Source organism: Vibrio sp. R10-SG-ISO4 (assembly GCF_059834135.1).
Window position 1 is genome coordinate 19,894 of the sequence record NZ_JCBDHJ010000022.1, and the last position, 21,263, is coordinate 41,156.

General features: G+C 48.0%; 34 protein-coding genes. 4 read left to right on the forward strand and 30 right to left on the reverse strand.

The features are described 5' to 3' along the window. Positions 1 to 11: 11 nt before the first annotated feature. From cysN to cobA, 3 genes are read right to left on the reverse strand one after another with little or no spacing between them, the layout of a single operon-like run. Positions 12 to 1,445 carry a sulfate adenylyltransferase subunit CysN gene (cysN, locus tag AC6R03_RS15980; RefSeq protein ID WP_500627529.1) on the reverse strand — a complete coding sequence of 478 codons (1,434 nt, stop codon included), beginning with the start codon at positions 1,443 to 1,445 and terminating at the stop codon, positions 12 to 14. Positions 1,446 to 1,465: 20 nt separating this feature from the next. After that, positions 1,466 to 2,440, reverse strand: coding sequence for a sulfate adenylyltransferase subunit CysD (gene cysD, locus AC6R03_RS15985; protein ID WP_334554971.1), 975 nt, complete (start codon positions 2,438 to 2,440; stop codon positions 1,466 to 1,468). Between the two features lie 6 nt (positions 2,441 to 2,446). Continuing rightward, entirely contained in the window at positions 2,447 to 3,322 is an 876-nt protein-coding gene (gene cobA / locus AC6R03_RS15990) for a uroporphyrinogen-III C-methyltransferase (protein WP_334554583.1), read from the reverse strand. A 262-nt stretch (positions 3,323 to 3,584) separates the two neighbouring features. Here cobA and AC6R03_RS15995 point away from each other — a divergent pair, with 262 nt between their 5' ends. Both AC6R03_RS15995 and AC6R03_RS16000 read left to right on the forward strand, forming a co-directional pair. Next, positions 3,585 to 5,546 (forward strand): bifunctional 2',3'-cyclic-nucleotide 2'-phosphodiesterase/3'-nucleotidase, encoded by a 1,962-nt coding sequence (locus tag AC6R03_RS15995; protein WP_500630333.1) that lies wholly within the window; start codon positions 3,585 to 3,587, stop codon positions 5,544 to 5,546. A gap of 143 nt (positions 5,547 to 5,689) precedes the next feature. Next, positions 5,690 to 6,145 carry a GNAT family N-acetyltransferase gene (locus AC6R03_RS16000; protein WP_500630334.1) on the forward strand — a complete coding sequence of 152 codons (456 nt, stop codon included), beginning with the start codon at positions 5,690 to 5,692 and terminating at the stop codon, positions 6,143 to 6,145. Positions 6,146 to 6,191: 46 nt separating this feature from the next. Here the strand turns inward: AC6R03_RS16000 and AC6R03_RS16005 are convergent, their stop codons facing one another. Continuing rightward, a complete protein-coding gene (locus AC6R03_RS16005) occupies positions 6,192 to 6,887 on the reverse strand; it encodes a LysM-like peptidoglycan-binding domain-containing protein (protein ID WP_500627526.1) in 696 nt (231 codons plus the stop codon). A 247-nt stretch (positions 6,888 to 7,134) separates the two neighbouring features. Between AC6R03_RS16005 and bamJ the strand changes: the two genes are divergently transcribed. After that, complete coding sequence (gene bamJ, locus AC6R03_RS16010) at positions 7,135 to 7,755, forward strand: BamJ family beta-barrel-assembly machinery protein (protein WP_500627525.1); 621 nt, start codon at positions 7,135 to 7,137, stop codon at positions 7,753 to 7,755. A 203-nt stretch (positions 7,756 to 7,958) separates the two neighbouring features. Beyond that, the gene (locus AC6R03_RS16015) at positions 7,959 to 8,438 is read left to right on the forward strand and encodes a DUF2780 domain-containing protein (RefSeq protein WP_500630335.1); all 480 of its coding nucleotides are present in this window, start codon (positions 7,959 to 7,961) and stop codon (positions 8,436 to 8,438) included. A gap of 130 nt (positions 8,439 to 8,568) precedes the next feature. On the opposite strand, the gene rplQ is transcribed toward AC6R03_RS16015, so the two are convergent. The 26 genes from rplQ to rplD all read right to left on the reverse strand — a co-directional run bounded on the left by rplQ (position 8,569) and on the right by rplD (position 21,255). Beyond that, positions 8,569 to 8,949, reverse strand: a complete 381-nt coding sequence (rplQ, locus tag AC6R03_RS16020; RefSeq protein WP_005383141.1) for a 50S ribosomal protein L17 — start codon at positions 8,947 to 8,949, stop codon at positions 8,569 to 8,571. A gap of 26 nt (positions 8,950 to 8,975) precedes the next feature. Beyond that, positions 8,976 to 9,968, reverse strand: coding sequence for a DNA-directed RNA polymerase subunit alpha (locus tag AC6R03_RS16025; RefSeq protein ID WP_334554594.1), 993 nt, complete (start codon positions 9,966 to 9,968; stop codon positions 8,976 to 8,978). Between the two features lie 24 nt (positions 9,969 to 9,992). Next, the gene (gene rpsD, locus AC6R03_RS16030) at positions 9,993 to 10,613 is read right to left on the reverse strand and encodes a 30S ribosomal protein S4 (protein WP_334554596.1); all 621 of its coding nucleotides are present in this window, start codon (positions 10,611 to 10,613) and stop codon (positions 9,993 to 9,995) included. A gap of 27 nt (positions 10,614 to 10,640) precedes the next feature. Continuing rightward, positions 10,641 to 11,030: a 30S ribosomal protein S11 gene (gene rpsK / locus AC6R03_RS16035; RefSeq protein WP_001118870.1), complete on the reverse strand. Its 390-nt coding sequence runs from the start codon at positions 11,028 to 11,030 to the stop codon at positions 10,641 to 10,643. An 18-nt stretch (positions 11,031 to 11,048) separates the two neighbouring features. Then, on the reverse strand, positions 11,049 to 11,405 hold the full coding sequence (rpsM, locus tag AC6R03_RS16040; protein ID WP_005435100.1) for a 30S ribosomal protein S13: 357 nt from the start codon (positions 11,403 to 11,405) through the stop codon (positions 11,049 to 11,051). A gap of 148 nt (positions 11,406 to 11,553) precedes the next feature. Next, positions 11,554 to 11,667, reverse strand: coding sequence for a 50S ribosomal protein L36 (gene rpmJ / locus AC6R03_RS16045; RefSeq protein WP_000868186.1), 114 nt, complete (start codon positions 11,665 to 11,667; stop codon positions 11,554 to 11,556). 39 nt (positions 11,668 to 11,706) lie between these two features. Then, positions 11,707 to 13,041: a preprotein translocase subunit SecY gene (gene secY, locus AC6R03_RS16050; protein WP_500627523.1), complete on the reverse strand. Its 1,335-nt coding sequence runs from the start codon at positions 13,039 to 13,041 to the stop codon at positions 11,707 to 11,709. Between the two features lie 20 nt (positions 13,042 to 13,061). Further along, positions 13,062 to 13,496 (reverse strand): 50S ribosomal protein L15, encoded by a 435-nt coding sequence (rplO, locus tag AC6R03_RS16055; RefSeq protein WP_500627522.1) that lies wholly within the window; start codon positions 13,494 to 13,496, stop codon positions 13,062 to 13,064. A 5-nt stretch (positions 13,497 to 13,501) separates the two neighbouring features. Next, positions 13,502 to 13,678, reverse strand: a complete 177-nt coding sequence (gene rpmD / locus AC6R03_RS16060; protein ID WP_000201159.1) for a 50S ribosomal protein L30 — start codon at positions 13,676 to 13,678, stop codon at positions 13,502 to 13,504. Positions 13,679 to 13,685: 7 nt separating this feature from the next. Beyond that, entirely contained in the window at positions 13,686 to 14,189 is a 504-nt protein-coding gene (gene rpsE / locus AC6R03_RS16065) for a 30S ribosomal protein S5 (RefSeq protein ID WP_500627521.1), read from the reverse strand. Between the two features lie 14 nt (positions 14,190 to 14,203). Then, positions 14,204 to 14,557 carry a 50S ribosomal protein L18 gene (gene rplR, locus AC6R03_RS16070; protein ID WP_334554606.1) on the reverse strand — a complete coding sequence of 118 codons (354 nt, stop codon included), beginning with the start codon at positions 14,555 to 14,557 and terminating at the stop codon, positions 14,204 to 14,206. 9 nt (positions 14,558 to 14,566) lie between these two features. Further along, a complete protein-coding gene (gene rplF, locus AC6R03_RS16075; RefSeq protein ID WP_334554608.1) occupies positions 14,567 to 15,100 on the reverse strand; it encodes a 50S ribosomal protein L6 in 534 nt (177 codons plus the stop codon). A 12-nt stretch (positions 15,101 to 15,112) separates the two neighbouring features. Further along, positions 15,113 to 15,505, reverse strand: coding sequence for a 30S ribosomal protein S8 (gene rpsH / locus AC6R03_RS16080; protein WP_500627520.1), 393 nt, complete (start codon positions 15,503 to 15,505; stop codon positions 15,113 to 15,115). 29 nt (positions 15,506 to 15,534) lie between these two features. Next, a complete protein-coding gene (gene rpsN / locus AC6R03_RS16085) occupies positions 15,535 to 15,840 on the reverse strand; it encodes a 30S ribosomal protein S14 (RefSeq protein ID WP_334554612.1) in 306 nt (101 codons plus the stop codon). Positions 15,841 to 15,857: 17 nt separating this feature from the next. Beyond that, complete coding sequence (gene rplE, locus AC6R03_RS16090; protein ID WP_334554615.1) at positions 15,858 to 16,397, reverse strand: 50S ribosomal protein L5; 540 nt, start codon at positions 16,395 to 16,397, stop codon at positions 15,858 to 15,860. Between the two features lie 24 nt (positions 16,398 to 16,421). Further along, positions 16,422 to 16,739: a 50S ribosomal protein L24 gene (rplX, locus tag AC6R03_RS16095; protein WP_334554617.1), complete on the reverse strand. Its 318-nt coding sequence runs from the start codon at positions 16,737 to 16,739 to the stop codon at positions 16,422 to 16,424. 13 nt (positions 16,740 to 16,752) lie between these two features. Then, on the reverse strand, positions 16,753 to 17,124 hold the full coding sequence (gene rplN, locus AC6R03_RS16100; protein WP_334554619.1) for a 50S ribosomal protein L14: 372 nt from the start codon (positions 17,122 to 17,124) through the stop codon (positions 16,753 to 16,755). 163 nt (positions 17,125 to 17,287) lie between these two features. Then, positions 17,288 to 17,542 carry a 30S ribosomal protein S17 gene (gene rpsQ / locus AC6R03_RS16105; RefSeq protein WP_500627519.1) on the reverse strand — a complete coding sequence of 85 codons (255 nt, stop codon included), beginning with the start codon at positions 17,540 to 17,542 and terminating at the stop codon, positions 17,288 to 17,290. Further along, complete coding sequence (rpmC, locus tag AC6R03_RS16110) at positions 17,542 to 17,733, reverse strand: 50S ribosomal protein L29 (RefSeq protein ID WP_334554623.1); 192 nt, start codon at positions 17,731 to 17,733, stop codon at positions 17,542 to 17,544. Before rpmC ends, rpsQ begins: the two co-directional genes overlap by 1 nt. Beyond that, the gene (gene rplP, locus AC6R03_RS16115; protein ID WP_005379577.1) at positions 17,733 to 18,143 is read right to left on the reverse strand and encodes a 50S ribosomal protein L16; all 411 of its coding nucleotides are present in this window, start codon (positions 18,141 to 18,143) and stop codon (positions 17,733 to 17,735) included. Before rplP ends, rpmC begins: the two co-directional genes overlap by 1 nt. Positions 18,144 to 18,154: 11 nt before the next feature. Then, positions 18,155 to 18,853 (reverse strand): 30S ribosomal protein S3, encoded by a 699-nt coding sequence (gene rpsC / locus AC6R03_RS16120; protein ID WP_334554625.1) that lies wholly within the window; start codon positions 18,851 to 18,853, stop codon positions 18,155 to 18,157. Positions 18,854 to 18,870: 17 nt separating this feature from the next. Further along, positions 18,871 to 19,203: a 50S ribosomal protein L22 gene (rplV, locus tag AC6R03_RS16125; RefSeq protein ID WP_334554973.1), complete on the reverse strand. Its 333-nt coding sequence runs from the start codon at positions 19,201 to 19,203 to the stop codon at positions 18,871 to 18,873. Positions 19,204 to 19,213: 10 nt separating this feature from the next. Further along, positions 19,214 to 19,492 carry a 30S ribosomal protein S19 gene (gene rpsS, locus AC6R03_RS16130; protein WP_005435078.1) on the reverse strand — a complete coding sequence of 93 codons (279 nt, stop codon included), beginning with the start codon at positions 19,490 to 19,492 and terminating at the stop codon, positions 19,214 to 19,216. A gap of 20 nt (positions 19,493 to 19,512) precedes the next feature. Further along, positions 19,513 to 20,337: a 50S ribosomal protein L2 gene (gene rplB / locus AC6R03_RS16135; protein ID WP_334554627.1), complete on the reverse strand. Its 825-nt coding sequence runs from the start codon at positions 20,335 to 20,337 to the stop codon at positions 19,513 to 19,515. 16 nt (positions 20,338 to 20,353) lie between these two features. Then, a complete protein-coding gene (rplW, locus tag AC6R03_RS16140; RefSeq protein ID WP_004398471.1) occupies positions 20,354 to 20,656 on the reverse strand; it encodes a 50S ribosomal protein L23 in 303 nt (100 codons plus the stop codon). Further along, positions 20,653 to 21,255, reverse strand: a complete 603-nt coding sequence (rplD, locus tag AC6R03_RS16145; protein ID WP_005379556.1) for a 50S ribosomal protein L4 — start codon at positions 21,253 to 21,255, stop codon at positions 20,653 to 20,655. Before rplD ends, rplW begins: the two co-directional genes overlap by 4 nt. Positions 21,256 to 21,263 lie beyond the last annotated feature (8 nt).

Sequence of the window (21,263 nt, forward strand, 5' to 3'; positions counted from 1 at the left end):
CTTACCTTGGCTTACTTCTGGCCAAGCAGTTGGCTGAGATCAGCCGCACCCCAATGAGGGAAGTGCTTACGAATCAGTGCATTGAGCTCAACTTCAAACTCAGAGAACTGACCTTCACCACGCGCAACCTGCGACAAGCTTTCGCGAATCAATCCCGCGCCGACTGTCACATTGGTTAAGCGATCAATCACGATAAAACCGCCGGTGTCTTGGCAAGCGAGGTATTTGTCCAGTGCGACCGACTCGTTCAAGGTCCATTCGCACAAACCGATCCCGTTTAACGGTAACTCGTCAGCACTGTGGCTCGAGAGGTTGTTGATATCGTACTGGTGACGAATCGTTTGCACCTGACCTACCGTTTTCTTACCCGCGATCTTGATGTCGTAATCACGTCCCGGTTTAAGCGGCTGCTCGGTCATCCATACCACATCGGCCAGCAGGTGGTTACTCGACTCCACAGAAGAGGACTCCAGTACGAGCAGATCGCCGCGGCTAATGTCGATTTCATCTTCCAGCGTCAACGTCACCGCAAGTCCGGCTTGCGCCTTCTCCAAATCGCCATCAAAGGTCACAATACGCGCCACCGTTGAGGTTTTGCCTGATGGCAACGCTTTAATTTTGTCACCTACGCTGACACTGCCAGAGGCAATCGTGCCGGCAAAGCCACGGAAATCGAGGTTCGGGCGGTTAACGTATTGCACAGGGAAGCGGAAATCGCCCACTTCTTTTTCGCTGTCTACATCGACAGACTCCAAAAGCTCAAGCAGTGATGGGCCTTTGAACCAGCTCATGTTGGCACTGGGCTCAACCACGTTATCGCCTTCGAGCGCAGACAGCGGGATGATCTGAATGTCCGTCTCACCTTGCAGGTTCTTGGAAAACTCAAGGTATTGCTCACGAATCTCTTCAAAGCGCTGCTGTGAGTAATCGACCAAGTCCATCTTGTTAACCGCCACCACAAAGTGCTTAAGACCAAGCAAATTAGAGATGAAGGAGTGACGACGCGTTTGATCCAAGACGCCCTTACGCGCATCGATCAAGATCACCGCCAGATCACAGGTTGACGCACCGGTCGCCATGTTACGCGTGTATTGCTCATGCCCCGGTGTATCCGCAATGATGAATTTGCGTTTTTGGGTAGAGAAATAACGGTAGGCCACATCAATGGTGATGCCCTGTTCACGTTCCGCTTGCAGACCATCGACCAACAGCGCCAAGTCTGGGCGCTCTCCGGTGGTGCCGACACGCTGAGAATCAGAGTGGACCGCCGCCAACTGATCTTCATAAATTTGTTTTGAGTCATGCAGCAAGCGACCGATCAAGGTACTCTTGCCGTCATCAACTGAGCCACACGTTAAGAATCTAAGTAGTGACTTGTATTGGTGCTGTTTTAGGTATCCCTCGATACCAAGCTCTGCGAGCTCCGCTACGACTGCGCTGTTCATTTTCTTTCCTTAGATCCTACTTAGAAGTAACCTTGACGTTTTTTGAGCTCCATCGATCCTGACTGATCGTGGTCGATCGCTCGACCTTGGCGCTCACTCGACGTCGCCACTAACATCTCTTCGATAATACCGGTCAACGTGTTGGCGGTGGACTCAATCGCCCCAGTCAGTGGGTAACAACCCAAGGTACGAAAACGCACGCTTTTCTCTTCCACCACTTCACCCGGTTGCAGCTTCATGCGCTCGTCATCCACCATGATCAACATGCCATCACGCTCAACAACAGGACGCGTATCCGCCAAGTACAAAGGCACAATCTCGATGTTCTCTAGGTAGATGTATTGCCAGATGTCGAGCTCAGTCCAGTTCGACAGTGGGAACACACGAATGCTTTCGCCTTTGTTGATTTGACCGTTATAGGTGCGCCATAGCTCTGGACGCTGGTTTTTCGGGTCCCAGGTGTGGTTTTTATCTCGAAATGAGTAGACTCGCTCTTTCGCTCGAGACTTCTCTTCGTCACGGCGGGCACCGCCAAAGGCAGCGTCAAAGCCGTATTTGTTCAGCGCCTGCTTTAACCCTTGGGTTTTCATGATGTCCGTGTGTTTCGAAGAGCCATGATCGAATGGGTTGATGCCCATCGCCAGACCTTCTGGGTTCTTATGGACCAAAAGCTCAAAGCCATACTTCTTCGCGGTTCTATCGCGAAATTCGATCATTTCTCTAAACTTCCAGTCGGTATCGACGTGCAGCAGTGGAAATGGGATCTTGCCTGGGTAAAACGCTTTACGCGCAAGATGCAGCATTACTGATGAGTCTTTACCGATGGAGTACATCATCACAGGGTTATCAAACTCAGCGGCAACTTCGCGGATGATATGAATACTCTCCGCTTCCAGTTGCTTGAGGTGAGTTAAACGTTCTTGGTCCATGTTGGTGCTTCCTTTACGGCTCGCGTTGAGCTTCTGACTATTAAATTCAGGGTGATGTGCAAAAATTAAGCGCTATGCGCTCTGGCGGCCAAGTTGGCTTATGGGCGCCTCGGTTTGCGCGCGGGCAAACCAATCGAGCTTTTCGGACAACGCCACCACTTCACCGATCACAATCAATGACGGGGACTCGGCGCTTTTGGCCAATTCACTCAAATCGCTCAATTGACCTTTCAGTACGCGTTGGGCTTGCTGCGTACCACGCTCGATAATGGCAATTGGCGTGTGCGCGGCGCGGCCATGCGTAATCAACTGGCTTTGGATGTAATCGGACTTCATCAGCCCCATATAGATGACTAGCGTTTGATTGCCACGCGCCAATGTCGACCAATCCATCTCATCACGTTCGGCTTTGAGATGACCGGTAATAAACATCGCCGACTGAGCGTAATCTCGGTGGGTCAATGGAATGCCTGCGTAGGCCGTCGCGCCAGCAGCAGCGGTGATCCCTGGTACCACGTGAAAGGCGATACCCGCGTCAGCCAACACTTCGAGCTCCTCTCCGCCGCGACCAAAAATAAACGGATCGCCACCTTTAATGCGCACGACTTTATGCCCTTGCTGCGCAAAATCGACCAACAGTTGATTGGTTTTCTCTTGCGGTACGCTGTGGTGACCCGCACGTTTGCCAACGCAAACCAAAATGGTGTCGCTTGGCACCAGTGCCATGATCTCGTCTGACACCAAGTAGTCATACAGCACCACATCGGCCTGCTGTAAAAAGCGCAACGCTTTGAGCGTCAGCAACTCCACATCGCCTGGCCCTGCGCCAACCAATGCCACTTCACCGGCTTTCAAACCACTGCGGCCCATTGCGTGCAACGGCGGTAGGTTGCGCTCGACTTGGGGCTGGCGAAGTGGAAAGGGAGAGACAGTTTCCTTGTGCGCCATAACGTCATCCTTTTGCTAATCTATGGATGGCATTATGGCGCTGCGAACATATTACCTGAAATTCTAAAATTTCATTTTTTATACCAATTGCTGATAAGAGACGATTCTTGTGACACCGAATCGAGGCAAAAAGTGAGAGTTGGGCACCACAACCCGTTGATACCAACGGTTAAGATCACGTTTTCCTGATGAATGAAATTCTTGTTTCATACAACTTTGTTACATTATGCAGTACTGTTGACCCCCCTCATCGGAGCAAAAAATGAACGTAGCAGTGAAACCTCTCTCTCTGGCTGTCCTTAGCGGGATGCTGGTTATGGCCAGCCCAGCGATGGCAGAAACCATCAAACTTCGCATTATCGAGACCACCGACATCCACACCAACGTGATGGATTACGACTACTACAAAGACAAACCGTCACAAAAGATTGGTTTGACTCGCGCCGCAACCTTAGTCAAAGCCGCGCGCAGTGAAGTCGAAAACAGCGTCTTGGTTGATAACGGTGATTTGATTCAAGGCAGCCCAATGGGTGACTACATGGCGGCCAAAGGCATTGAGAAGGGCGAAGTTCACCCTGTTTACAAGGCAATGAATCAGCTTGGCTACGATGTGGGTAACATCGGTAACCACGAGTTCAACTACGGCTTAGAGTTTCTGGCAAAATCGCTGGAAGGTGCCGAGTTCCCTTATGTCAGCGCAAACGTTTTTGACCAAAAAACCGGTGAGCACTACTTCAAACCTTACCTGATTAAGTCGCACATGTTTAAAGATGTCGATGGTGTCGAACACGAAATCAAAGTCGGCTACATCGGCTTTGTGCCGCCACAAATCATGGTATGGGATAAGAAAAACCTCGAAGGCAAAGTGTTTGCCAAAGACATCAAAGAATCAGCGATGACCCTAGTGCCACAAATGAAGGCTGAAGGCGCAGATGTGATTGTCGCCATCCCGCACTCAGGCGTATCCTCTGATCCGCACAAAATGGGCGCAGAAAACTCCACTTACTATCTCTCTGAAGTAGAAGGCATTGATGCGATTGCGTTTGGTCACTCGCACGCCGTCTTCCCAGGAAAAGGCTTTGAAAACATCCAAGGTGTGGATAATGAAATGGGTACCATCAACGGCGTTGCCGCCGTCATGCCAGGACGTTGGGGCAGCCACGTTGGTGTGATTGACCTAGAGCTTAAGCAAGAAGGTGAGCAGTGGGTGGTGGTGAAAGGCCAGTCGGAAGCACGCCCAATCTTTGATTCAGCGACTAAACAGCCTATCGCCGACGCGGATGCCGGTATCGTCAAAGCGCTTGAAGCAGACCACAAAGCGACGCGCGACTTTGTCAATCAGCCGATTGGTAAAGCCAGCGACGTGATGTACAGCTTCCTCGCCTTGGTGCAAGACGATCCCACCGTACAAATCGTCAACCTTGCACAAAAAGATTACGTTGAGCGCTTTATCCAAGGCGATCCTGATTTATCAGACATCCCTGTCCTCTCAGCGGCAGCGCCATTTAAAGCGGGCGGTCGTAAAAACGATCCGAATAACTACACCGAAGTGGAGTCAGGTCAGTTGACCTTCCGTAACGCTGCGGATCTCTACCTCTACCCGAATACCTTGGTGGCGATGAAAGTCAGCGGTCACGAAGTGAAAGAGTGGCTGGAGTGCAGCGCCGGTCAATTTAACCAGATCGATACCAACAGCAGCGCCGCACAAAGCCTGATTGATTGGGATGGCTTCCGTACTTACAACTTTGACGTCATTGATGGGGTTAACTACCAGATTGATGTGACCCAGCCAGCGAAATACGACGGCAACTGTAACCTCATCAATGAAGATGCTGAGCGTATCGTCGGTTTGACTTATCAAGGTAAAGCGATTGATCTGAAACAGCCATTTATCATTGCGACCAACAACTACCGTGCGTACAGCAACAAGTTCCCAGGCACAGGTGCCGAGTTTGTTGCGTTTGACTCGCCAGATGAAAACCGCTCGGTTGTGGCTGCGTACATTACCCGCGTCAGTGAAGAAAACGGTGAGTTTGTACCAAGCGCAGACAACAACTGGTCTTTCGCCCCTATCCAATCGGATAAAAAACTCGATATCCGTTTCGAAACCTCACCGGGTGAAAAGGCAGCTAAGTTCATCGCAGATAAAGGTCAATACCCAATGGCCTTCGTTGAGAATGATGATGTAGGCTTTGCGGTCTACCAAATCGATCTGCAAAAATAGCACTTTGCTCAATCAGAGATTCTTTCATTAAGCCGCAGTCACTGCGGCTTTTTTCTCTCTATTTTACAAAGATCGTTAATATTGCAGCCACTTATCTCAGGTTGATATGATGGCGTCCCTTATTTACCACCAATAGGTGTCCGATGGATTGGCAACTGCGTACCTTTGAAGCTTTGAGCAACCACGAACTGTATCAATTACTCAAACTAAGAGTGGATGTGTTTGTGGTCGAACAAACCTGCCCATACCCCGAGCTCGATGACAAAGACCCAATCACGGGGGTGTATCACCTACTGGGTTATGAGCAAGGCCAACTGGTCGCCTGCGCGCGCTTACTGCCTGCGGGGATCAGTTATCCGAGCGTCAGTATTGGCCGAGTGGCGACACATGAAAAAGCGCGTGGCAACGGGCTGGGTCATCAACTGTTGGAGCAAGCGATTCATCAATGCCAACGTTTGTGGCCAAACAGCGCAATTGAAATCGGCGCGCAGGAGCACTTAAGTGCCTTCTATGGCCGATATGGATTTGTTGCCACCTCTGAGGTCTATCTCGAAGATGGCATCCCTCATATTGATATGAAGCGAGAGAGTGAGGCTTGAGGGGTAAAGGGTTATGGGTTATGGGTTATGGAAAGAGAGTATGTAATTACTTACTTCGGCCAAATCCACCATCTGATAGTCTAAAGAACATCACCGATTGCTGATTTTTCTCGAGCTGAAGAATATCAAGCTGACCTTCATCGGTCACTTTGTAGCGCACTAACTGGCCTTGGCGAATTTGGCTAAGCGGTTTATCTTGCCCCTCGACTTTGACGAGTGCGTTTAAGTCCGCCATTGAGAGCCCATTGCGTCGAAACATCTCAGCTAGGGTATCGCCACTTTTCACCGTATCTTCTTGCCACGGGTTCGTGACTTGTCTTGGGTTTGTTACTTGTTCTTGATGTGAGACTGGCGTTGAGCTTTGCTGGCTCAGTGAGGTGGTGTTGATATCAATGGAGACACGTTGAGGTGACGCAACCTGCACCGAAGCCGTCTCCGGTGTCGACTGTGATGTGGGCAACATCAGCAAAATGACAAGTAGTGGAACCAGTACCATCAACCCACGTTGATGCCACTTAGGTAGACGATGCCAAAGCGCCTTGCCTTGCTCGGGTAACGTGCGCCATTTAGCCCCAAGGGGAGACGATGGGTTCGTCTCAGGCGTGCTTGAGTCGGGCTGACTAGGCCCTTGCTTTTTCAGCTTGAGTGCGCCCAACGGGTTTGAATGACGAAAGCGCGCCAACTGTGTTTTCAATACCTCAGCATAATCGACACGTTGTGGTTTTTTCTTTCTGCGATTCATCGCCCTATTTCTCCCAATACTACCCTGCCCCAAGTATAAAAATGATAATCAACCGAGTATAGGGATTTTGCGCGCGTTAAGTAATAACTCGGTCAAATCTCACGGAATTCTCATCGATAGGCGCATTTCACCCCGAGAGTGATAGTTATTCTCCCCCGAGAGTGACAGTTAAAAGGGCGCTATCGTTTCATCACTGTGTGAGAACTGGTAGACTTGATGACTTTATACACCCAACAAGAGAGACATCATGTCTGAAGTGAAATTTGAAACTGTAGAGCAAAAAGCCAGCTACGGAATCGGCCTACAAATGGGTCAACAACTTGCGGGTTCTGGTCTTGACGGCCTAAACGTTGACGCCATTGCTGCGGGTATCGCAACAGCATTGGTTGGTGACATGCCAGCAATCGAAGTAGACGAAATCAACAAAGCGCTGCAAGAGCTGCACACTCGTGCAGAAGCAGTACGTCAAGAAGCGGCAAAAGCGGCGGCGGCAGATGGCGAAGCCTTCCTAAAAGACAACGCTCTACGTCCAGAAGTGACCGTACTAGAGTCAGGTCTTCAGTACGAAATCATCACTGAAGGTACGGGTGAAATCCCAACTTCAGACAAGCAAGTTCGCGTTCACTACCACGGTGAATTGACTGACGGTACGGTATTTGACAGCTCAGTGTCTCGTGGCCAACCAGCAGAATTCCCAGTTACTGGCGTGATCAAAGGTTGGGTAGAAGCCCTACAACTGATGCCTGTTGGCTCAAAGTGGAAACTGTACATTCCTCAAGACCTTGCCTATGGTGAGCGCGGCGCTGGCGCGGCGATCCCTCCATTCGCAGCCTTGGTCTTCGAAGTAGAATTGCTGGCTATCCTGTAATAGCCTGGCAGAACAGCCGAAAGTTCAAGACAGACAGCGGTGCTCTATGAGCGCCGCTTTTTTTTCATCTTGACGCAGAGATGGCTCTATTCACTGTGAGATGAGTGTGATACAAGTATCGCTTATGGAAGCAATATACCCATTGATCCATTCAATCACTCTGGCCTATCAGAGTGTTAAAGTGAACACTGCATGGAGGCTCTATGCGCAAACACCTTCTTACTGCGGCGCTGCTGGCTCTGTCTGCCGGACAAGCGCACGCCTTTCTCGATTCCATTACTGAAACATCAAGCCAAGAGGGTTTGATGGACATGGTTAGCCAAGGGCTCAACCTGCAATCTTCACCAGTAAGCGAGCTGTTGACCAGTCAGCTTCCTGTGACCAGCGAACAAGCGACAGCGGGCGGCGGCGCACTGTTGGCGTTCGCACAAAGTCAGTTATCTTCTACAAACAGCAACGAATTAGAGTCTTTAGTACCTGGCCTCTCGCAACTCAACGATGCGGGTGGGCTCTTTAGTCAACTTGAAAGTATCGAGGCGGTGCGCGGCGTCTTTGAAAAAGTGGGGCTAGACCCTTCGATGATCAGCCAATTTGCACCTGTTATCCTTGGCTATCTTGGCGACCAAGGCGCCAGTGACAATCTATTAGGCTCGCTCGGTGGACTCTGGACCGATTTAGAATAGTCGTCAGTGAGTAGAGTGGTGCTCTGCATTAAATCTTGATGTCTCGATGAGATAACGTACAGAGACATTACTTATACGACAGGCACAAAAAAGCCGAGCTAACGCTCGGCTTTTTCGTTATACGAACTGATTACTCAGCAGCTTCTTCAGCAGCTGGGCGATCAACAAGCTCAATGTAAGCCATTGGAGCTTTATCACCAGCACGGAAGCCAGCTTTTAGGATACGAGTGTAACCGCCCTGACGAGCAGCAAAACGTGGACCTAGTTCGTTAAATAGTTTTGCAACTACTTCGTTGTCACGAGTACGTGCAAATGCTAGACGACGGTTAGCAACGCTGTCAGTCTTAGCTAGTGTAATCAAAGGCTCAACTACGCGACGTAGCTCTTTTGCTTTTGGCAAAGTAGTCTTGATAACTTCATGACGTACTAGAGAGCTAGCCATGTTGCTGAACATCGCTTTGCGATGTGAGCTGTTGCGGTTGAGTTGACGACCACTCTTACGATGGCGCATGACCTAATCCTTCTAACTAGTATCGATTAATCTTCAGCGATAGACGCTGGTGGCCAGTTTTCTAGGCGCATGCCCAGAGACAGACCACGTGATGCAAGTACGTCTTTAATCTCAGTAAGAGATTTTTTACCAAGGTTTGGCGTTTTAAGTAGCTCAACCTCAGTGCGCTGTACAAGATCACCGATGTAGTGAATCGCTTCTGCTTTCAGACAGTTAGCAGAGCGAACTGTTAGTTCAAGATCGTCTACAGGACGCAGTAGGATCGGATCGAATTCTGGCTTCTCTTCCTTCTCCTCAGGTACACGTACATCACGAAGATCTACGAACGCATCCAATTGCTCAGCAAGAATAGTTGCTGCGCGACGGATTGCTTCCTCAGGGTCTAGAGTTCCGTTCGTTTCCATGTCGATAACAAGCTTGTCTAAGTCTGTACGCTGCTCTACACGAGCGGCTTCAACAGCGTAAGCAATCTTGTCTACTGGGCTGTACGTAGCGTCAACCAGTAGGCGGCCAATTGGACGCTCATCTTCTTCAGTATGGATACGAGCTGAAGCTGGAACGTAACCGCGACCACGTTCAACTTTGATACGCATAGCGATCTCAGCGTTGTCATCCGTTAGGTGACAAATTACGTGTTCTGGGTTAGCGATCTCTACATCACCATCATGGGTGATGTCACCTGCAACCACAGGGCCTGAGCCTGATTTGTTCAGTGTAATAAACACTTCATCTTTGCCTTCGGCAACGCGAACAGCCAAACCTTTAAGGTTTAGAAGAATTTCAAGAATATCTTCTTGAACGCCTTCTTTAGTGCTGTACTCGTGCAGAACGCCTTCAATTTCAACTTCAGTCACTGCGCAACCTGGCATAGACGAAAGCAAAATACGGCGAAGTGCATTACCTAGAGTGTGACCAAAGCCACGCTCTAATGGCTCAAGAGTTACTTTTGCGTGTGTCGTGCTGACTTGTTCGATGTCAACCAGACGTGGCTTAAGAAATTCTGTTACAGAACCCTGCATTGTGTCCTCTCTTTAGTTTAAACCTTACTTAGAGTAAAGCTCGACGATCAGTTGTTCGTTGATGTCAGCAGACAGATCAGAACGCTCAGGCAGACGCTTGAACGTACCTTCCATCTTAGTGCCATCTACTTCAATCCAAGTTGGTTTTTCGCGTTGTTCAGCAACTTCTAGTGCACCTTTGATGCGAGATTGCTGTTTCGCTTTTTCGCGAATAGAAACAACGTCGTTAGCCGCAACTTTGAAAGAAGGAACGTTTACAACTTTACCGTTAACTAGGATAGCTTTGTGGCTAACTAGCTGACGTGCTTCTGCGCGAGTCGCACCAAAGCCCATGCGGTAAACTACGTTATCAAGACGACCTTCAAGAAGCTGAAGCAAGTTTTCACCTGTGTTGCCTTTAAGGCGAGCAGCTTCTTTGTAGTAGTTACGGAATTGTTTTTCTAGAACGCCGTACATACGACGAACTTTTTGCTTCTCACGAAGCTGAACGCCATACTCAGATAGACGACCGCGACGAGCGCCGTGTACACCTGGTGCGTTATCAATTTTACACTTGGTATCGATCGCGCGTACACCAGACTTAAGGAATAAGTCAGTACCTTCGCGACGGCTAAGCTTCAGCTTAGGACCCAAATATCTTGCCATGATCTTTCTCCAGTAATCTAAAAAACGTTATACGCGACGTTTCTTAGGTGGACGACAACCGTTATGAGGGATTGGTGTAGCATCAACAATGTTTGTGATGCGGAAACCAGCAGCGTTCAGTGCGCGAACAGTAGATTCACGACCTGGACCTGGACCCTTAACCATAACTTCCAAGTTCTTTAGACCGTATTCTTTAGCCATTTCAGCACAACGCTCAGCAGCAACCTGTGCAGCGAACGGAGTAGACTTACGAGAACCACGGAAACCTGAACCACCTGCAGTAGCCCAAGCTAGTGCGTTACCTTGACGGTCAGTGATGGTTACGATTGTGTTGTTGAAAGAAGCATGGATGTGCGCAACGCCATCTGCAACTTGCTTGCGTACGCGCTTACGAGCGCGAGTTGGTTGTTTAGCCATTGTACTCTACCTTCCCGATTATTTCTTGATCGGCTTACGCGGACCCTTACGGGTGCGAGCGTTGGTTTTAGTACGCTGTCCACGTAGTGGTAGACTGCGACGATGACGAAGACCACGGTAACAACCAAGGTCCATAAGACGCTTGATGTTCATAGATACTTCACGACGTAGATCACCTTCTACAGTGTACTTAGCTACACCATCACGCAGTTGATCGATCTGCTCTTCAGTTAGTTCACTGATCTTAACATCTTCAGCAATACCCACTTCAGCTAGGATAGCTTGAGAGCGAGTTTTACCGATGCCGTAGATTGACGTTAGTGCAATCACAGCATGTTTCTGATCAGGAATGTTAATGCCTGCAATACGGGCCATTATTCACTCCTAGTGTTTCTTAAAAAGAATTAGCCGCAACAAAGCCCGTTATGGATACGTTGCGGAATACTACTTCTTTTGCACGCAAAAGGTAGGCCGAGGAATATACTCGACCTAACCTTCTATTTCAAGTAAAAATTTCTGCTAATTAGCCTTGGCGCTGCTTGTGCTTTGGCTCACTGCAAATCACGCGAACGACACCGTTACGCTTGATAACTTTACAGTTACGGCAGATTTTTTTAACGGAAGCACGAACTTTCATTGCTAAACTCCGTAAATGAAATCTGAGACTACCGCCGAATTAACGGCCATAACCTTTCAGATTCGCTTTCTTCAACACAGAATCATATTGTTGAGACATCATATGAGTCTGTACCTGTGCCATAAAGTCCATGATAACAACAACTACGATAAGTAGTGATGTACCGCCGAAGTAGAAACGTACGTTCCATGCGACCATCATGAACTCCGGAATCAGACAGATAAAGGTAATGTAAAGCGCGCCCGCAAGGGTTAGTCGCGTCATTACTTTATCAATGTACTTAGCTGTCTGCTCACCTGGGCGGATGCCGGGTACGAATGCACCTGACTTCTTCAAGTTATCTGCTGTCTCACGCGGGTTGAATACCAACGCCGTGTAGAAGAAACAGAAGAAAATAATCGCTGCTGCATAAAGCATTACATACAGAGGTTGACCTGGGCTAAGAGCCAAAGACACGTCAGTTAACCAACCGAACGCGCTGCTCTCACCGTTCTGACCGAACCACTGAGCCAATGTTCCTGGGAACAGGATAATGCTCGAAGCGAAGATTGCTGGAATAACACCGGCCATATTAATTTTTAATGGCAGATGCGTACTTTGCGCAGCAAATACTTTGCGACCTTGTTGACGCTTCGCGTAGTTGACAACGATACGACGTTGACCACGTTCCATGAAAACAACAAAGTAAATGACAGCGAAAGACAATACAGCAATCAACAGCAGAAGAAGTACATGCAATTCACCTTGACGCGCTTGCTCAATTGTTTGGCCGATTGCCGAAGGCAATCCAGCAACAATACCTGCAAAGATTAGCAACGAGATACCGTTACCAATTCCGCGCTCTGTAATTTGTTCACCTAACCACATAAGGAACATGGTACCGGTTACTAAACTTACGGTCGCAATAAGCGTAAACATGGTTTGATTGATAACAACCAGATTGTCGACCATGTTTGGTAGGCCTGTTGCAATACCAATAGCTTGGAAGGTTGCAAGTACAAGCGTGCCGTAGCGTGTATATTGGCTTATCTTACGACGGCCTGCTTCACCCTCTTTTTTGAGTTCAGCTAACGCTGGATGAACTACAGTTAGCAGTTGGACAACAATCGATGCCGAAATGTACGGCATGATGCCCAACGCTAATATAGATGCACGCTCAAGAGCACCACCGGAGAACATGTTAAACATCTCTACGATGGTACCTTTTTGCTGTTCGAACAATTGGGCAAGTACAGCAGCATCAATACCAGGTAGTGGTACAAAGGAACCTGCACGGAATACCAAAAGTGCGCCTAAAACGAACAATAAACGCGACTTTAATTCCGCCAATCCATTCTTTGCACTACTAAAATCTTGTCCTGGTTTTTTAGCCATCTGTACCCTTCCTTCGAAGATTATTCTTCGATTTTACCGCCTGCAGCTTCGATTGCAGCTTTAGCGCCTTTAGTCACACGTAGACCTTTAACAGTCACTGCTTTGTTAATTTCACCAGAAAGAACAACTTTTACAAATTCGATGTTCTTAGTGATGACGTTAGCAGCTTTAAGGCTGTTTAGGTCAACCACGTCACCTGTTACTTTCGCTAGCTCAGCTAGACGAACTTCAGCAGACACTAGGCTCTTACGAGAAGTGAAACCGAACTTAGGTAGACGTTGTTTTAGAGGCATCTGACCGCCTTCAAAACCTGGACGAACACTGCCGCCAGAACGTGATTTTTGACCTTTGTGACCACGGCCACCAGTTTTACCAAGGCCAGAACCGATACCACGGCCAACTCGCTTCGCAGGAGTCTTAGCGCCCGCAGCCGGTGCTAGAGTATTCAAACGCATTCTGATTACTCCTCAACTTTAACCATGTAGTAAACCTTGTTGATCATACCGCGTACACACGGAGTATCTTCAAGTTCTACTGTATGGTTGATTTTACGAAGGCCCAGACCACGCAAAGTAGCTTTGTGCTTTGGTAGGCGACCAATTGAGCTTTTAGTTTGAGTAACTTTAATAGTTGCCATGGTGTTCTTACTCCGAAATAGATTCAACAGTTAGACCACGTTTAGCAGCAACCATGTCTGGTGACTTCATGCTACCTAGCGCATCGATCGTCGCACGAACGATGTTGATAGGGTTCGTAGAACCGTATGCTTTAGATAGTACGTTGTGTACACCTGCTACTTCTAGTACTGCACGCATCGCACCACCTGCGATAACACCTGTACCTTCAGCCGCTGGCTGCATGTAAACTTTAGAGCCCGAGTGGCGACCTTTTACCGGGTGGAAAAGTGTGCCTTCGTTAAGCGCGATCGTAGTCATGTTACGACGTGCTTTTTCCATTGCTTTTTGAATCGCTGCAGGTACTTCACGGGCTTTGCCGTAACCGAAACCTACGCGACCGTTACCGTCACCAACTACAGTTAGTGCAGTAAAGCTCATGATTCGACCGCCTTTAACCGTTTTAGATACACGGTTAACTGCGATTAGCTTTTCTTGCAAATCATTCGCTTGAACTTGTTGTTCTTTAGCCATCTTCCAACCCTACCTTAGAATTTCAGACCAGCTTCGCGAGCAGATTCTGCTAGCGCCGCTACTCGACCGTGGTATTGGAAACCAGAACGATCAAATGCAACTGCGTCAACGCCTTTTTCAAGCGCACGCTCTGCAATAGCTTTACCTACTGCTTTTGCTGCATCGATGTTACCAGTGTTCTTCACTTGCTCACGGATCGCTTTTTCTACAGTAGAAGCTGCTGCGATTACCTCAGAGCCGTTTGATGCGATAACCTGTGCGTACACGTGACGAGGAGTACGGTGTACTACTAGGCGAGTTGCACCCAGTTCTGCAATCTTACGACGTGCGCGTGTAGCACGACGGATGCGAGATGCTTTCTTATCCATAGTGTTACCTTACTTCTTCTTAGCTTCTTTAGTACGCACATTTTCATCTGCGTAACGAACACCTTTGCCTTTGTATGGCTCAGGCTCACGGTAAGAACGAATGTCAGCCGCAACTTGACCAACTAGTTGTTTGTCACAACCAGTGATAACAATTTCAGTTTGGCTTGGACACTCAGCTTTGATACCCGCTGGCAACTCGTGCTCAACTGGGTGAGAGAAGCCTAGTGTTAGACCTACAGCGTTGCCTTTGATAGCAGCACGGTAACCAACACCTTTAAGAGTTAGCTTCTTGGTAAAGCCTTCAGTAACACCAACAACCATGTTGTTCACTAGAGCGCGAGCAGTACCTGCTTGAGCCCATGCGTTAGCAACACCTTCTTTAGGACCGAAAGTAAGGTTGTTCTCTTCCTGAGCGATAACAACAGCGTCGTTAAGAACGCGAGTTAGTTCGCCCTTCGCACCTTTTACAGTGATTTCTTGGCCGTTCAGTTTCACCTCTACGCCAGCTGGAATAGCGACAGGTGCTTTAGCAACACGAGACATTTTCTACTCCTATTACGCTACGTAAGCGATGATTTCACCACCAAGACCTGCTTTACGTGCAGCACGGTCTGACATCAGACCCTTGGAAGTTGAAACGATAGCAACACCAAGACCACCCATTACAGAAGGAAGTTCATCTTTCTTCTTGTAAACACGTAGACCTGGACGAGAAACACGTTTAAGTTGCTCGATTACTGGTTTCGCTTGGAAGTACTTAAGAGTAACTTCTAGCTCAGGTTTTACTTCGCCTTCAACAGCGAAATCAACGATGTAACCTTCAGCTTTTAGTAGTGCAGCAATTGCAACTTTAAGCTTTGAAGAAGGCATTTTAACAGAGACTTTGTCTGCTGCCTGACCGTTACGAATGCGGGTCAGCATATCCGAAATCGGATCTTGCATGCTCATATGATTTACTCCAAATGATTAAGTGGCAATTACCAGCTAGCCTTACGAAGTCCAGGAATCTCGCCTTTCATGCAAGCTTCGCGAACTTTGATACGGCTTAGACCGAACTTACGTAGGTAACCGTGTGGACGACCAGTTTGGTTACAACGGTTGCGCTGACGTGATGCACTTGAATCACGTGGAAGAGTTTGCAGTTTAAGCACTGCATCCCAACGATCTTCTTCAGATGCGTTTACATCGCTGATGATAGCTTTAAGAGCCGCACGCTTTTCAGCGAACTTAGCTACAAGCTTCGCACGCTTTGCTTCACGTGCTTTCATAGAATTTTTAGCCATAACAGTAACCCTTCACCTTACTTACGGAATGGGAAGTTAAAGGCAGCCAGCAGAGCACGGCCTTCCTCATCAGTACCAGCAGACGTCGTAATAGTGATGTCTAGACCGCGTACTCGATCAACTTTATCAAAGTCGATTTCCGGGAAGATGATTTGCTCGCGAACGCCCATGCTGTAGTTACCGCGACCGTCAAAAGACTTAGCGCTAACACCACGGAAGTCACGTACACGTGGAAGAGCGATCGAAATTAGACGCTCAAGAAAATCCCACATACGTTCGCCACGCAAGGTTACTTTACAACCGATAGGGTAGCCTTCACGAATTTTGAAGCCTGCAACAGATTTACGCGCTTTAGTGATAAGTGGCTTTTGACCAGAGATCGTTGCCATATCAGATGCTGCGTTTTCTAGCAGTTTCTTGTCGTTGATTGCTTCACCAACACCCATGTTAAGGGTGATTTTCTCGATTCTAGGGACTTGCATGACGCTTGAGTAACCGAACTGTTTGGTCAGTTCAGCGACTACAGACGACTTGTAGTAATCATGCAGTTTCGCCATAGTAGAACTCCAAATTACTTTCTATTAGTTAGAAACAGTTTCGCCGTTAGACTTGAAGAAACGAACTTTCTTGCCATCTTCGATACGGAAACCGATACGGTCAGCTTTACCAGTAGCTGCGTTGAAAATCGCCACGTTAGAAACGTCGATTGCTGCTTCTTGCTCTACGATACCGCCTTGGATACCCATAGCAGGAACAGGTTTCTGGTGTTTCTTAACAAGGTTGATACCTTCAACGATAACTTTACCAGTAGCTAGGACCTTAGTTACTTTACCTTTCTTGCCTTTATCTTTACCAGCAAGAACGATTACTTCGTCATTACGACGGATTTTAGCTGCCATCTTTACGTGCTCCTTACAGAACTTCTGGAGCCAGTGAAACAATCTTCATGAACTTATCGTTACGAAGTTCGCGTGTCACAGGACCAAAGATACGTGTACCGATTGGTTGCTCAGTATTGTCATTTAACAGTACGCAAGCATTACGGTCGAAGCGAATGACAGAACCGTCTGGACGACGTACGCCTTTACGGGTGCGAACTACCACCGCCTTCAGTACATCACCTTTTTTAACTTTACCGCGAGGAATTGCTTCCTTAACAGTAACTTTGATGATGTCACCGATATGTGCATAACGGCGGTGAGAGCCACCCAGAACCTTAATACACATTACGCTGCGAGCGCCTGAGTTATCAGCTGCGTCCAGCATACTTTGCATTTGGATCATGTTAGTGCTCCGCTAAATATATAAAAAAACTAGACCCTCACGGGTCGGGCTGCCTCTTTAAAAGGGACGCGAATTGTACCACCCTTTTTTTCACTTGGGTAGTCAAAAAATAAACGGCCCCAAAAAAACTTTTTGGAGCCGTTTCATCATAGAATTAACGAGATTACATCTTCGCTTTTTCTACAACTTTCACCAAAGTCCAAGACTTAGTCTTAGACAGTGGACGACACTCTGCGATTTCAACTTTGTCGCCTAGGCCACATTCGTTGTTCTCGTCATGTGCGTGTACTTTTGTCGTGCGTTTTACGAACTTACCGTAAATTGGGTGTTTTACGAAACGCTCGATAGCAACAGTGATAGACTTGTCCATCTTGTCGCTGATTACACGACCTTGTTGAGTACGTTTTACTTCGCTCATTATGCGCCTGCCTTCTCAGTCAAAACAGTTTTCACACGTGCGATATCACGGCGTACAGCTTTCAGAGTATGAGTTTGCTGTAGTTGACCAGTCGCAGCTTGCATGCGCAAGTTGAACTGTTCACGTAGCAAACCTAGAAGCTCTGCATTTAGCTCTTCAACGCTTTTTTCGCGTAGATCTTGTGCTTTCATCACATCACCTGCTTAGTTACAAATGTCGTCTTGAATGGCAGTTTACGAGCCGCTAGGCGGAACGCTTCACGTGCCAATTCTTCAGGTACACCACCCATTTCGTACATCACCTTACCAGGTTGGATTTGGGCTACCCAGTACTCAACGTTACCTTTACCCTTACCTTGACGAACTTCAAGTGGTTTCTCTGTGATAGGCTTGTCTGGGAACACACGGATCCAGATTTTACCTTGACGCTTAACGTGACGTGTCATTGCACGACGTGCCGCTTCGATTTGACGAGCAGTTAGACGACCACGGCCAACAGCTTTAAGACCGAATTCGCCGAAGCTTACATCAGTACCTTTAGCTAGACCACGGTTACGACCAGTCTGAACCTTACGGAACTTAGTACGTTTAGGTTGTAGCATCTGTCGACTCCTTACTTACGGCCTTTGCGCTGCTTCTTAGGCTTGTCGCCTTTAGGCTCTACAGCGTTAGCTGCTGGCATGCCGCCTAGGATCTCACCTTTGAAGATCCAAACTTTAATGCCGATTACACCGTATTGGGTGTGAGCCGAAGAAGTTGCGTAATCAATGTCAGCACGTAGAGTGTGTAGAGGCACACGGCCTTCACGGTACCACTCTGAACGTGCGATTTCAGCGCCGCCTAGACGACCGCTTACTTCCACTTTGATACCTTTAGCACCTAGACGCATTGCGTTTTGTACCGCGCGCTTCATAGCACGACGGAACATCACACGACGCTCTAGCTGAGACGCGATGCTGTCACCAACAAGTTGCGCATCCAGTTCAGGCTTACGTACTTCAGCGATGTTAATTTGCGCTGGTACACCTGCAATTTTAGCTACAGCTGCGCGTAGCTTCTCAACGTCTTCACCTTTCTTACCGATAACAACGCCTGGACGAGCAGTGTGAATAGTCACACGGATGCTCTTAGCAGGACGCTCGATAACGATACGTGAAAGAGACGCTTTCGAAAGTTCCTTAGTTAGGAACTGACGTACCTTGAAGTCGCCGTCTAGGTTGTCAGCGAATTCTTTGGTGTTAGCAAACCATGTAGCATTCCAAGGCTTAACGATGCCTAGACGAATACCATTAGGATGTACTTTTTGACCCATTGCTTACTCTCCTAGTCTCAAGCGTCTGCAACAACAACAGTGATGTGGCTTGAACGCTTCAAGATACGATCCGCACGACCTTTAGCACGAGGCATAATACGCTTCATGATCGGGCCTTCATCTACGAAGATTTTAGCGACTGATAGATCGTCGATATCTGCACCTTCGTTGTGCTCCGCGTTCGCGATAGCTGATTCAAGAACTTTCTTGATCAGTTCAGCCGCTTTTTTGTTGCTGAACGTCAAGATTTCTAGAGCTTGATCAACTGATTTACCACGAATTTGATCTGCAACTAAGCGAGCTTTCTGAGGCGAAATGCGAGCAAAGTTATGTTTAGCTACTGCTTCCATCATCTACTCCTTAACGCTTCTTAGCTTTCTTATCCGCAGCGTGACCGCGGTAAGTACGTGTTGGTGCGAATTCACCCAGTTTGTGACCGATCATTTCTTCGGTAACGAAAACTGGAACGTGCTGACGACCATTATGGACAGCGATGGTCAAACCGATCATTGTTGGAATGATCATTGAGCGACGGGACCAAGTCTTAATAGGCTTTTTGTCTCCGCTTTCCACCGCTTTCTCTACCTTCTTCAGCAAGTGTAGGTCAATAAATGGACCTTTCTTGAGAGAACGTGGCATGGCTTATCCTCTTATATAGATTACTTGTTACGACGACGTACGATGTACTTGTCAGTGCGTTTGTTCTTACGGGTCTTGAAGCCTTTAGTTGGCATACCCCAAGGAGAAACTGGGTGACGACCACCAGATGTACGGCCTTCACCACCACCGTGTGGGTGGTCTACTGGGTTCATTACCACACCGCGAACGGTTGGACGAACACCGCGCCAGCGGTTAGCACCAGCTTTACCTAGTTCGCGTAGCATGTGCTCAGCGTTGCCTACTTCACCGATTGTTGCACGGCCTTCAGACAATACTTTGCGCATCTCACCAGAACGTAGACGGATAGTCACGTACGCACCGTCGCGAGCAACGATTTGAGCGTATGCACCAGCCGAGCGAGCTAGCTGAGCACCTTTACCAGGCTTAAGTTCAACACAGTGAACAGTAGAACCTACAGGGATGTTGCGCATCGGCAGGGTGTTACCTGCTTTGATAGGCGCATCAACACCAGATTGGATCTGATCACCAGCTTGAACACCTTTAGGTGCAATGATGTAACGACGCTCACCGTCTGCGTACAGAACTAGAGCGATGTTTGCGCTACGGTTTGGATCGTATTCTAGACGCTCAACTTTCGCTGGAATGCCATCTTTAGTACGTTTGAAATCGATAACGCGGTAGTGGTGTTTGTGACCACCGCCGATGTGACGTACTGTGATACGACCGTTGTTGTTACGACCACCGTTCTTAGAGTTTTTCTCTAGAAGAGGTGCGTAAGGCTTACCTTTGTGAAGGTCAGCGTTAACAACTTTAACTACGTGACGACGACCAGGGGAAGTCGGCTTACATTTAACAATAGCCATTGTTTAACTACTCCTGTTATTCCGCACCGCCAACGAAGTCAAGATCTTGACCTTCTTTCAAAGTAACGTACGCTTTCTTAACGTCGCTGCGGCGACCTTGGCGTAGACCTTGACGTTTGGTCTTACCCTTAGTGATAAGAGTATTTACAGACTTAACTTCAACTTCAAATAGCTTTTCTACGGCTGCTTTGATCTCTTTCTTAGTCGCATCTTTTGCTACTTTGAAAACGATAGTGTTCGCTTTCTCAGCAGCCATCGTTGCTTTTTCAGAGATGTGCGGTGCACGTAGAACTTTTAGGATACGCTCTTCAGTGATCATGCTAGCATCTCCTCAACTTGCTTAACTGCTTCAGCAGTCATTACAACTTTGTCGAACGCGATCAGTGAAACTGGGTCGATACCAGCAACATCACGTGCGTCAACTTTGTATAGGTTACGAGCCGCTAGGAATAGATTCTCATCTACTTCGCTAGTCACGATTAGAGCGTCAGTTAGCTCAAGCTCTTTCAGCTTAGCTACAAGCTCTTTAGTTTTTGGCGCTTCAACTGAGAAGTTATCAACAACGATTAGACGCTCTTGACGAACTAGCTCAGAAAGAATGCTCTTCATAGCACCACGGTACATTTTCTTGTTTACTTTTTGGCTGTGATCTTGTGGTTTCGCAGCAAAAGTAACACCACCTGTACGCCAGATTGGGCTACGGATTGTACCAGCACGAGCACGGCCAGTACCTTTTTGACGCCATGGCTTAGCGCCACCGCCAGAAACTTCTGAACGTGTTTTTTGAGCACGAGTACCTTGACGAGCACCTGCTGCGTACGCAACAACTACTTGGTGTACAAGAGCTTCGTTAAACTCACGTCCGAAAGTAGTTTCGGAAACAGTTAGTGCATCAGCACCTTTAACCATTAGTTCCATTACTTACT

Excerpts from the sequence above, each read along its gene's own strand:
- cysN (WP_500627529.1), bottom strand. The coding sequence starts at position 1,445 with ATGAACAGCGCAGTCGTAGCGGAGCTCGCAGAGCTTGGTATCGAGGGA.
- cobA (WP_334554583.1), bottom strand. The coding sequence starts at position 3,322 with ATGGCGCACAAGGAAACTGTCTCTCCCTTTCCACTTCGCCAGCCCCAA.
- AC6R03_RS15995 (WP_500630333.1), top strand. The coding sequence starts at position 3,585 with ATGAACGTAGCAGTGAAACCTCTCTCTCTGGCTGTCCTTAGCGGGATG.
- AC6R03_RS16000 (WP_500630334.1), top strand. The coding sequence starts at position 5,690 with ATGGATTGGCAACTGCGTACCTTTGAAGCTTTGAGCAACCACGAACTG.
- AC6R03_RS16005 (WP_500627526.1), bottom strand. The coding sequence starts at position 6,887 with ATGAATCGCAGAAAGAAAAAACCACAACGTGTCGATTATGCTGAGGTA.
- bamJ (WP_500627525.1), top strand. The coding sequence starts at position 7,135 with ATGTCTGAAGTGAAATTTGAAACTGTAGAGCAAAAAGCCAGCTACGGA.
- AC6R03_RS16015 (WP_500630335.1), top strand. The coding sequence starts at position 7,959 with ATGCGCAAACACCTTCTTACTGCGGCGCTGCTGGCTCTGTCTGCCGGA.
- rplQ (WP_005383141.1), bottom strand. The coding sequence starts at position 8,949 with ATGCGCCATCGTAAGAGTGGTCGTCAACTCAACCGCAACAGCTCACAT.
- AC6R03_RS16025 (WP_334554594.1), bottom strand. The coding sequence starts at position 9,968 with ATGCAGGGTTCTGTAACAGAATTTCTTAAGCCACGTCTGGTTGACATC.
- rpsD (WP_334554596.1), bottom strand. The coding sequence starts at position 10,613 with ATGGCAAGATATTTGGGTCCTAAGCTGAAGCTTAGCCGTCGCGAAGGT.
- rpsK (WP_001118870.1), bottom strand. The coding sequence starts at position 11,030 with ATGGCTAAACAACCAACTCGCGCTCGTAAGCGCGTACGCAAGCAAGTT.
- rpsM (WP_005435100.1), bottom strand. The coding sequence starts at position 11,405 with ATGGCCCGTATTGCAGGCATTAACATTCCTGATCAGAAACATGCTGTG.
- rpmJ (WP_000868186.1), bottom strand. The coding sequence starts at position 11,667 with ATGAAAGTTCGTGCTTCCGTTAAAAAAATCTGCCGTAACTGTAAAGTT.
- secY (WP_500627523.1), bottom strand. The coding sequence starts at position 13,041 with ATGGCTAAAAAACCAGGACAAGATTTTAGTAGTGCAAAGAATGGATTG.
- rplO (WP_500627522.1), bottom strand. The coding sequence starts at position 13,496 with ATGCGTTTGAATACTCTAGCACCGGCTGCGGGCGCTAAGACTCCTGCG.
- rpmD (WP_000201159.1), bottom strand. The coding sequence starts at position 13,678 with ATGGCAACTATTAAAGTTACTCAAACTAAAAGCTCAATTGGTCGCCTA.
- rpsE (WP_500627521.1), bottom strand. The coding sequence starts at position 14,189 with ATGGCTAAAGAACAACAAGTTCAAGCGAATGATTTGCAAGAAAAGCTA.
- rplR (WP_334554606.1), bottom strand. The coding sequence starts at position 14,557 with ATGGATAAGAAAGCATCTCGCATCCGTCGTGCTACACGCGCACGTCGT.
- rplF (WP_334554608.1), bottom strand. The coding sequence starts at position 15,100 with ATGTCTCGTGTTGCTAAAGCACCTGTCGCTATTCCAGCTGGCGTAGAG.
- rpsH (WP_500627520.1), bottom strand. The coding sequence starts at position 15,505 with ATGAGCATGCAAGATCCGATTTCGGATATGCTGACCCGCATTCGTAAC.
- rpsN (WP_334554612.1), bottom strand. The coding sequence starts at position 15,840 with ATGGCTAAAAATTCTATGAAAGCACGTGAAGCAAAGCGTGCGAAGCTT.
- rplE (WP_334554615.1), bottom strand. The coding sequence starts at position 16,397 with ATGGCGAAACTGCATGATTACTACAAGTCGTCTGTAGTCGCTGAACTG.
- rplX (WP_334554617.1), bottom strand. The coding sequence starts at position 16,739 with ATGGCAGCTAAAATCCGTCGTAATGACGAAGTAATCGTTCTTGCTGGT.
- rplN (WP_334554619.1), bottom strand. The coding sequence starts at position 17,124 with ATGATCCAAATGCAAAGTATGCTGGACGCAGCTGATAACTCAGGCGCT.
- rpsQ (WP_500627519.1), bottom strand. The coding sequence starts at position 17,542 with ATGAGCGAAGTAAAACGTACTCAACAAGGTCGTGTAATCAGCGACAAG.
- rpmC (WP_334554623.1), bottom strand. The coding sequence starts at position 17,733 with ATGAAAGCACAAGATCTACGCGAAAAAAGCGTTGAAGAGCTAAATGCA.
- rplP (WP_005379577.1), bottom strand. The coding sequence starts at position 18,143 with ATGCTACAACCTAAACGTACTAAGTTCCGTAAGGTTCAGACTGGTCGT.
- rpsC (WP_334554625.1), bottom strand. The coding sequence starts at position 18,853 with ATGGGTCAAAAAGTACATCCTAATGGTATTCGTCTAGGCATCGTTAAG.
- rplV (WP_334554973.1), bottom strand. The coding sequence starts at position 19,203 with ATGGAAGCAGTAGCTAAACATAACTTTGCTCGCATTTCGCCTCAGAAA.
- rpsS (WP_005435078.1), bottom strand. The coding sequence starts at position 19,492 with ATGCCACGTTCTCTCAAGAAAGGTCCATTTATTGACCTACACTTGCTG.
- rplB (WP_334554627.1), bottom strand. The coding sequence starts at position 20,337 with ATGGCTATTGTTAAATGTAAGCCGACTTCCCCTGGTCGTCGTCACGTA.
- rplW (WP_004398471.1), bottom strand. The coding sequence starts at position 20,656 with ATGATCACTGAAGAGCGTATCCTAAAAGTTCTACGTGCACCGCACATC.
- rplD (WP_005379556.1), bottom strand. The coding sequence starts at position 21,255 with ATGGAACTAATGGTTAAAGGTGCTGATGCACTAACTGTTTCCGAAACT.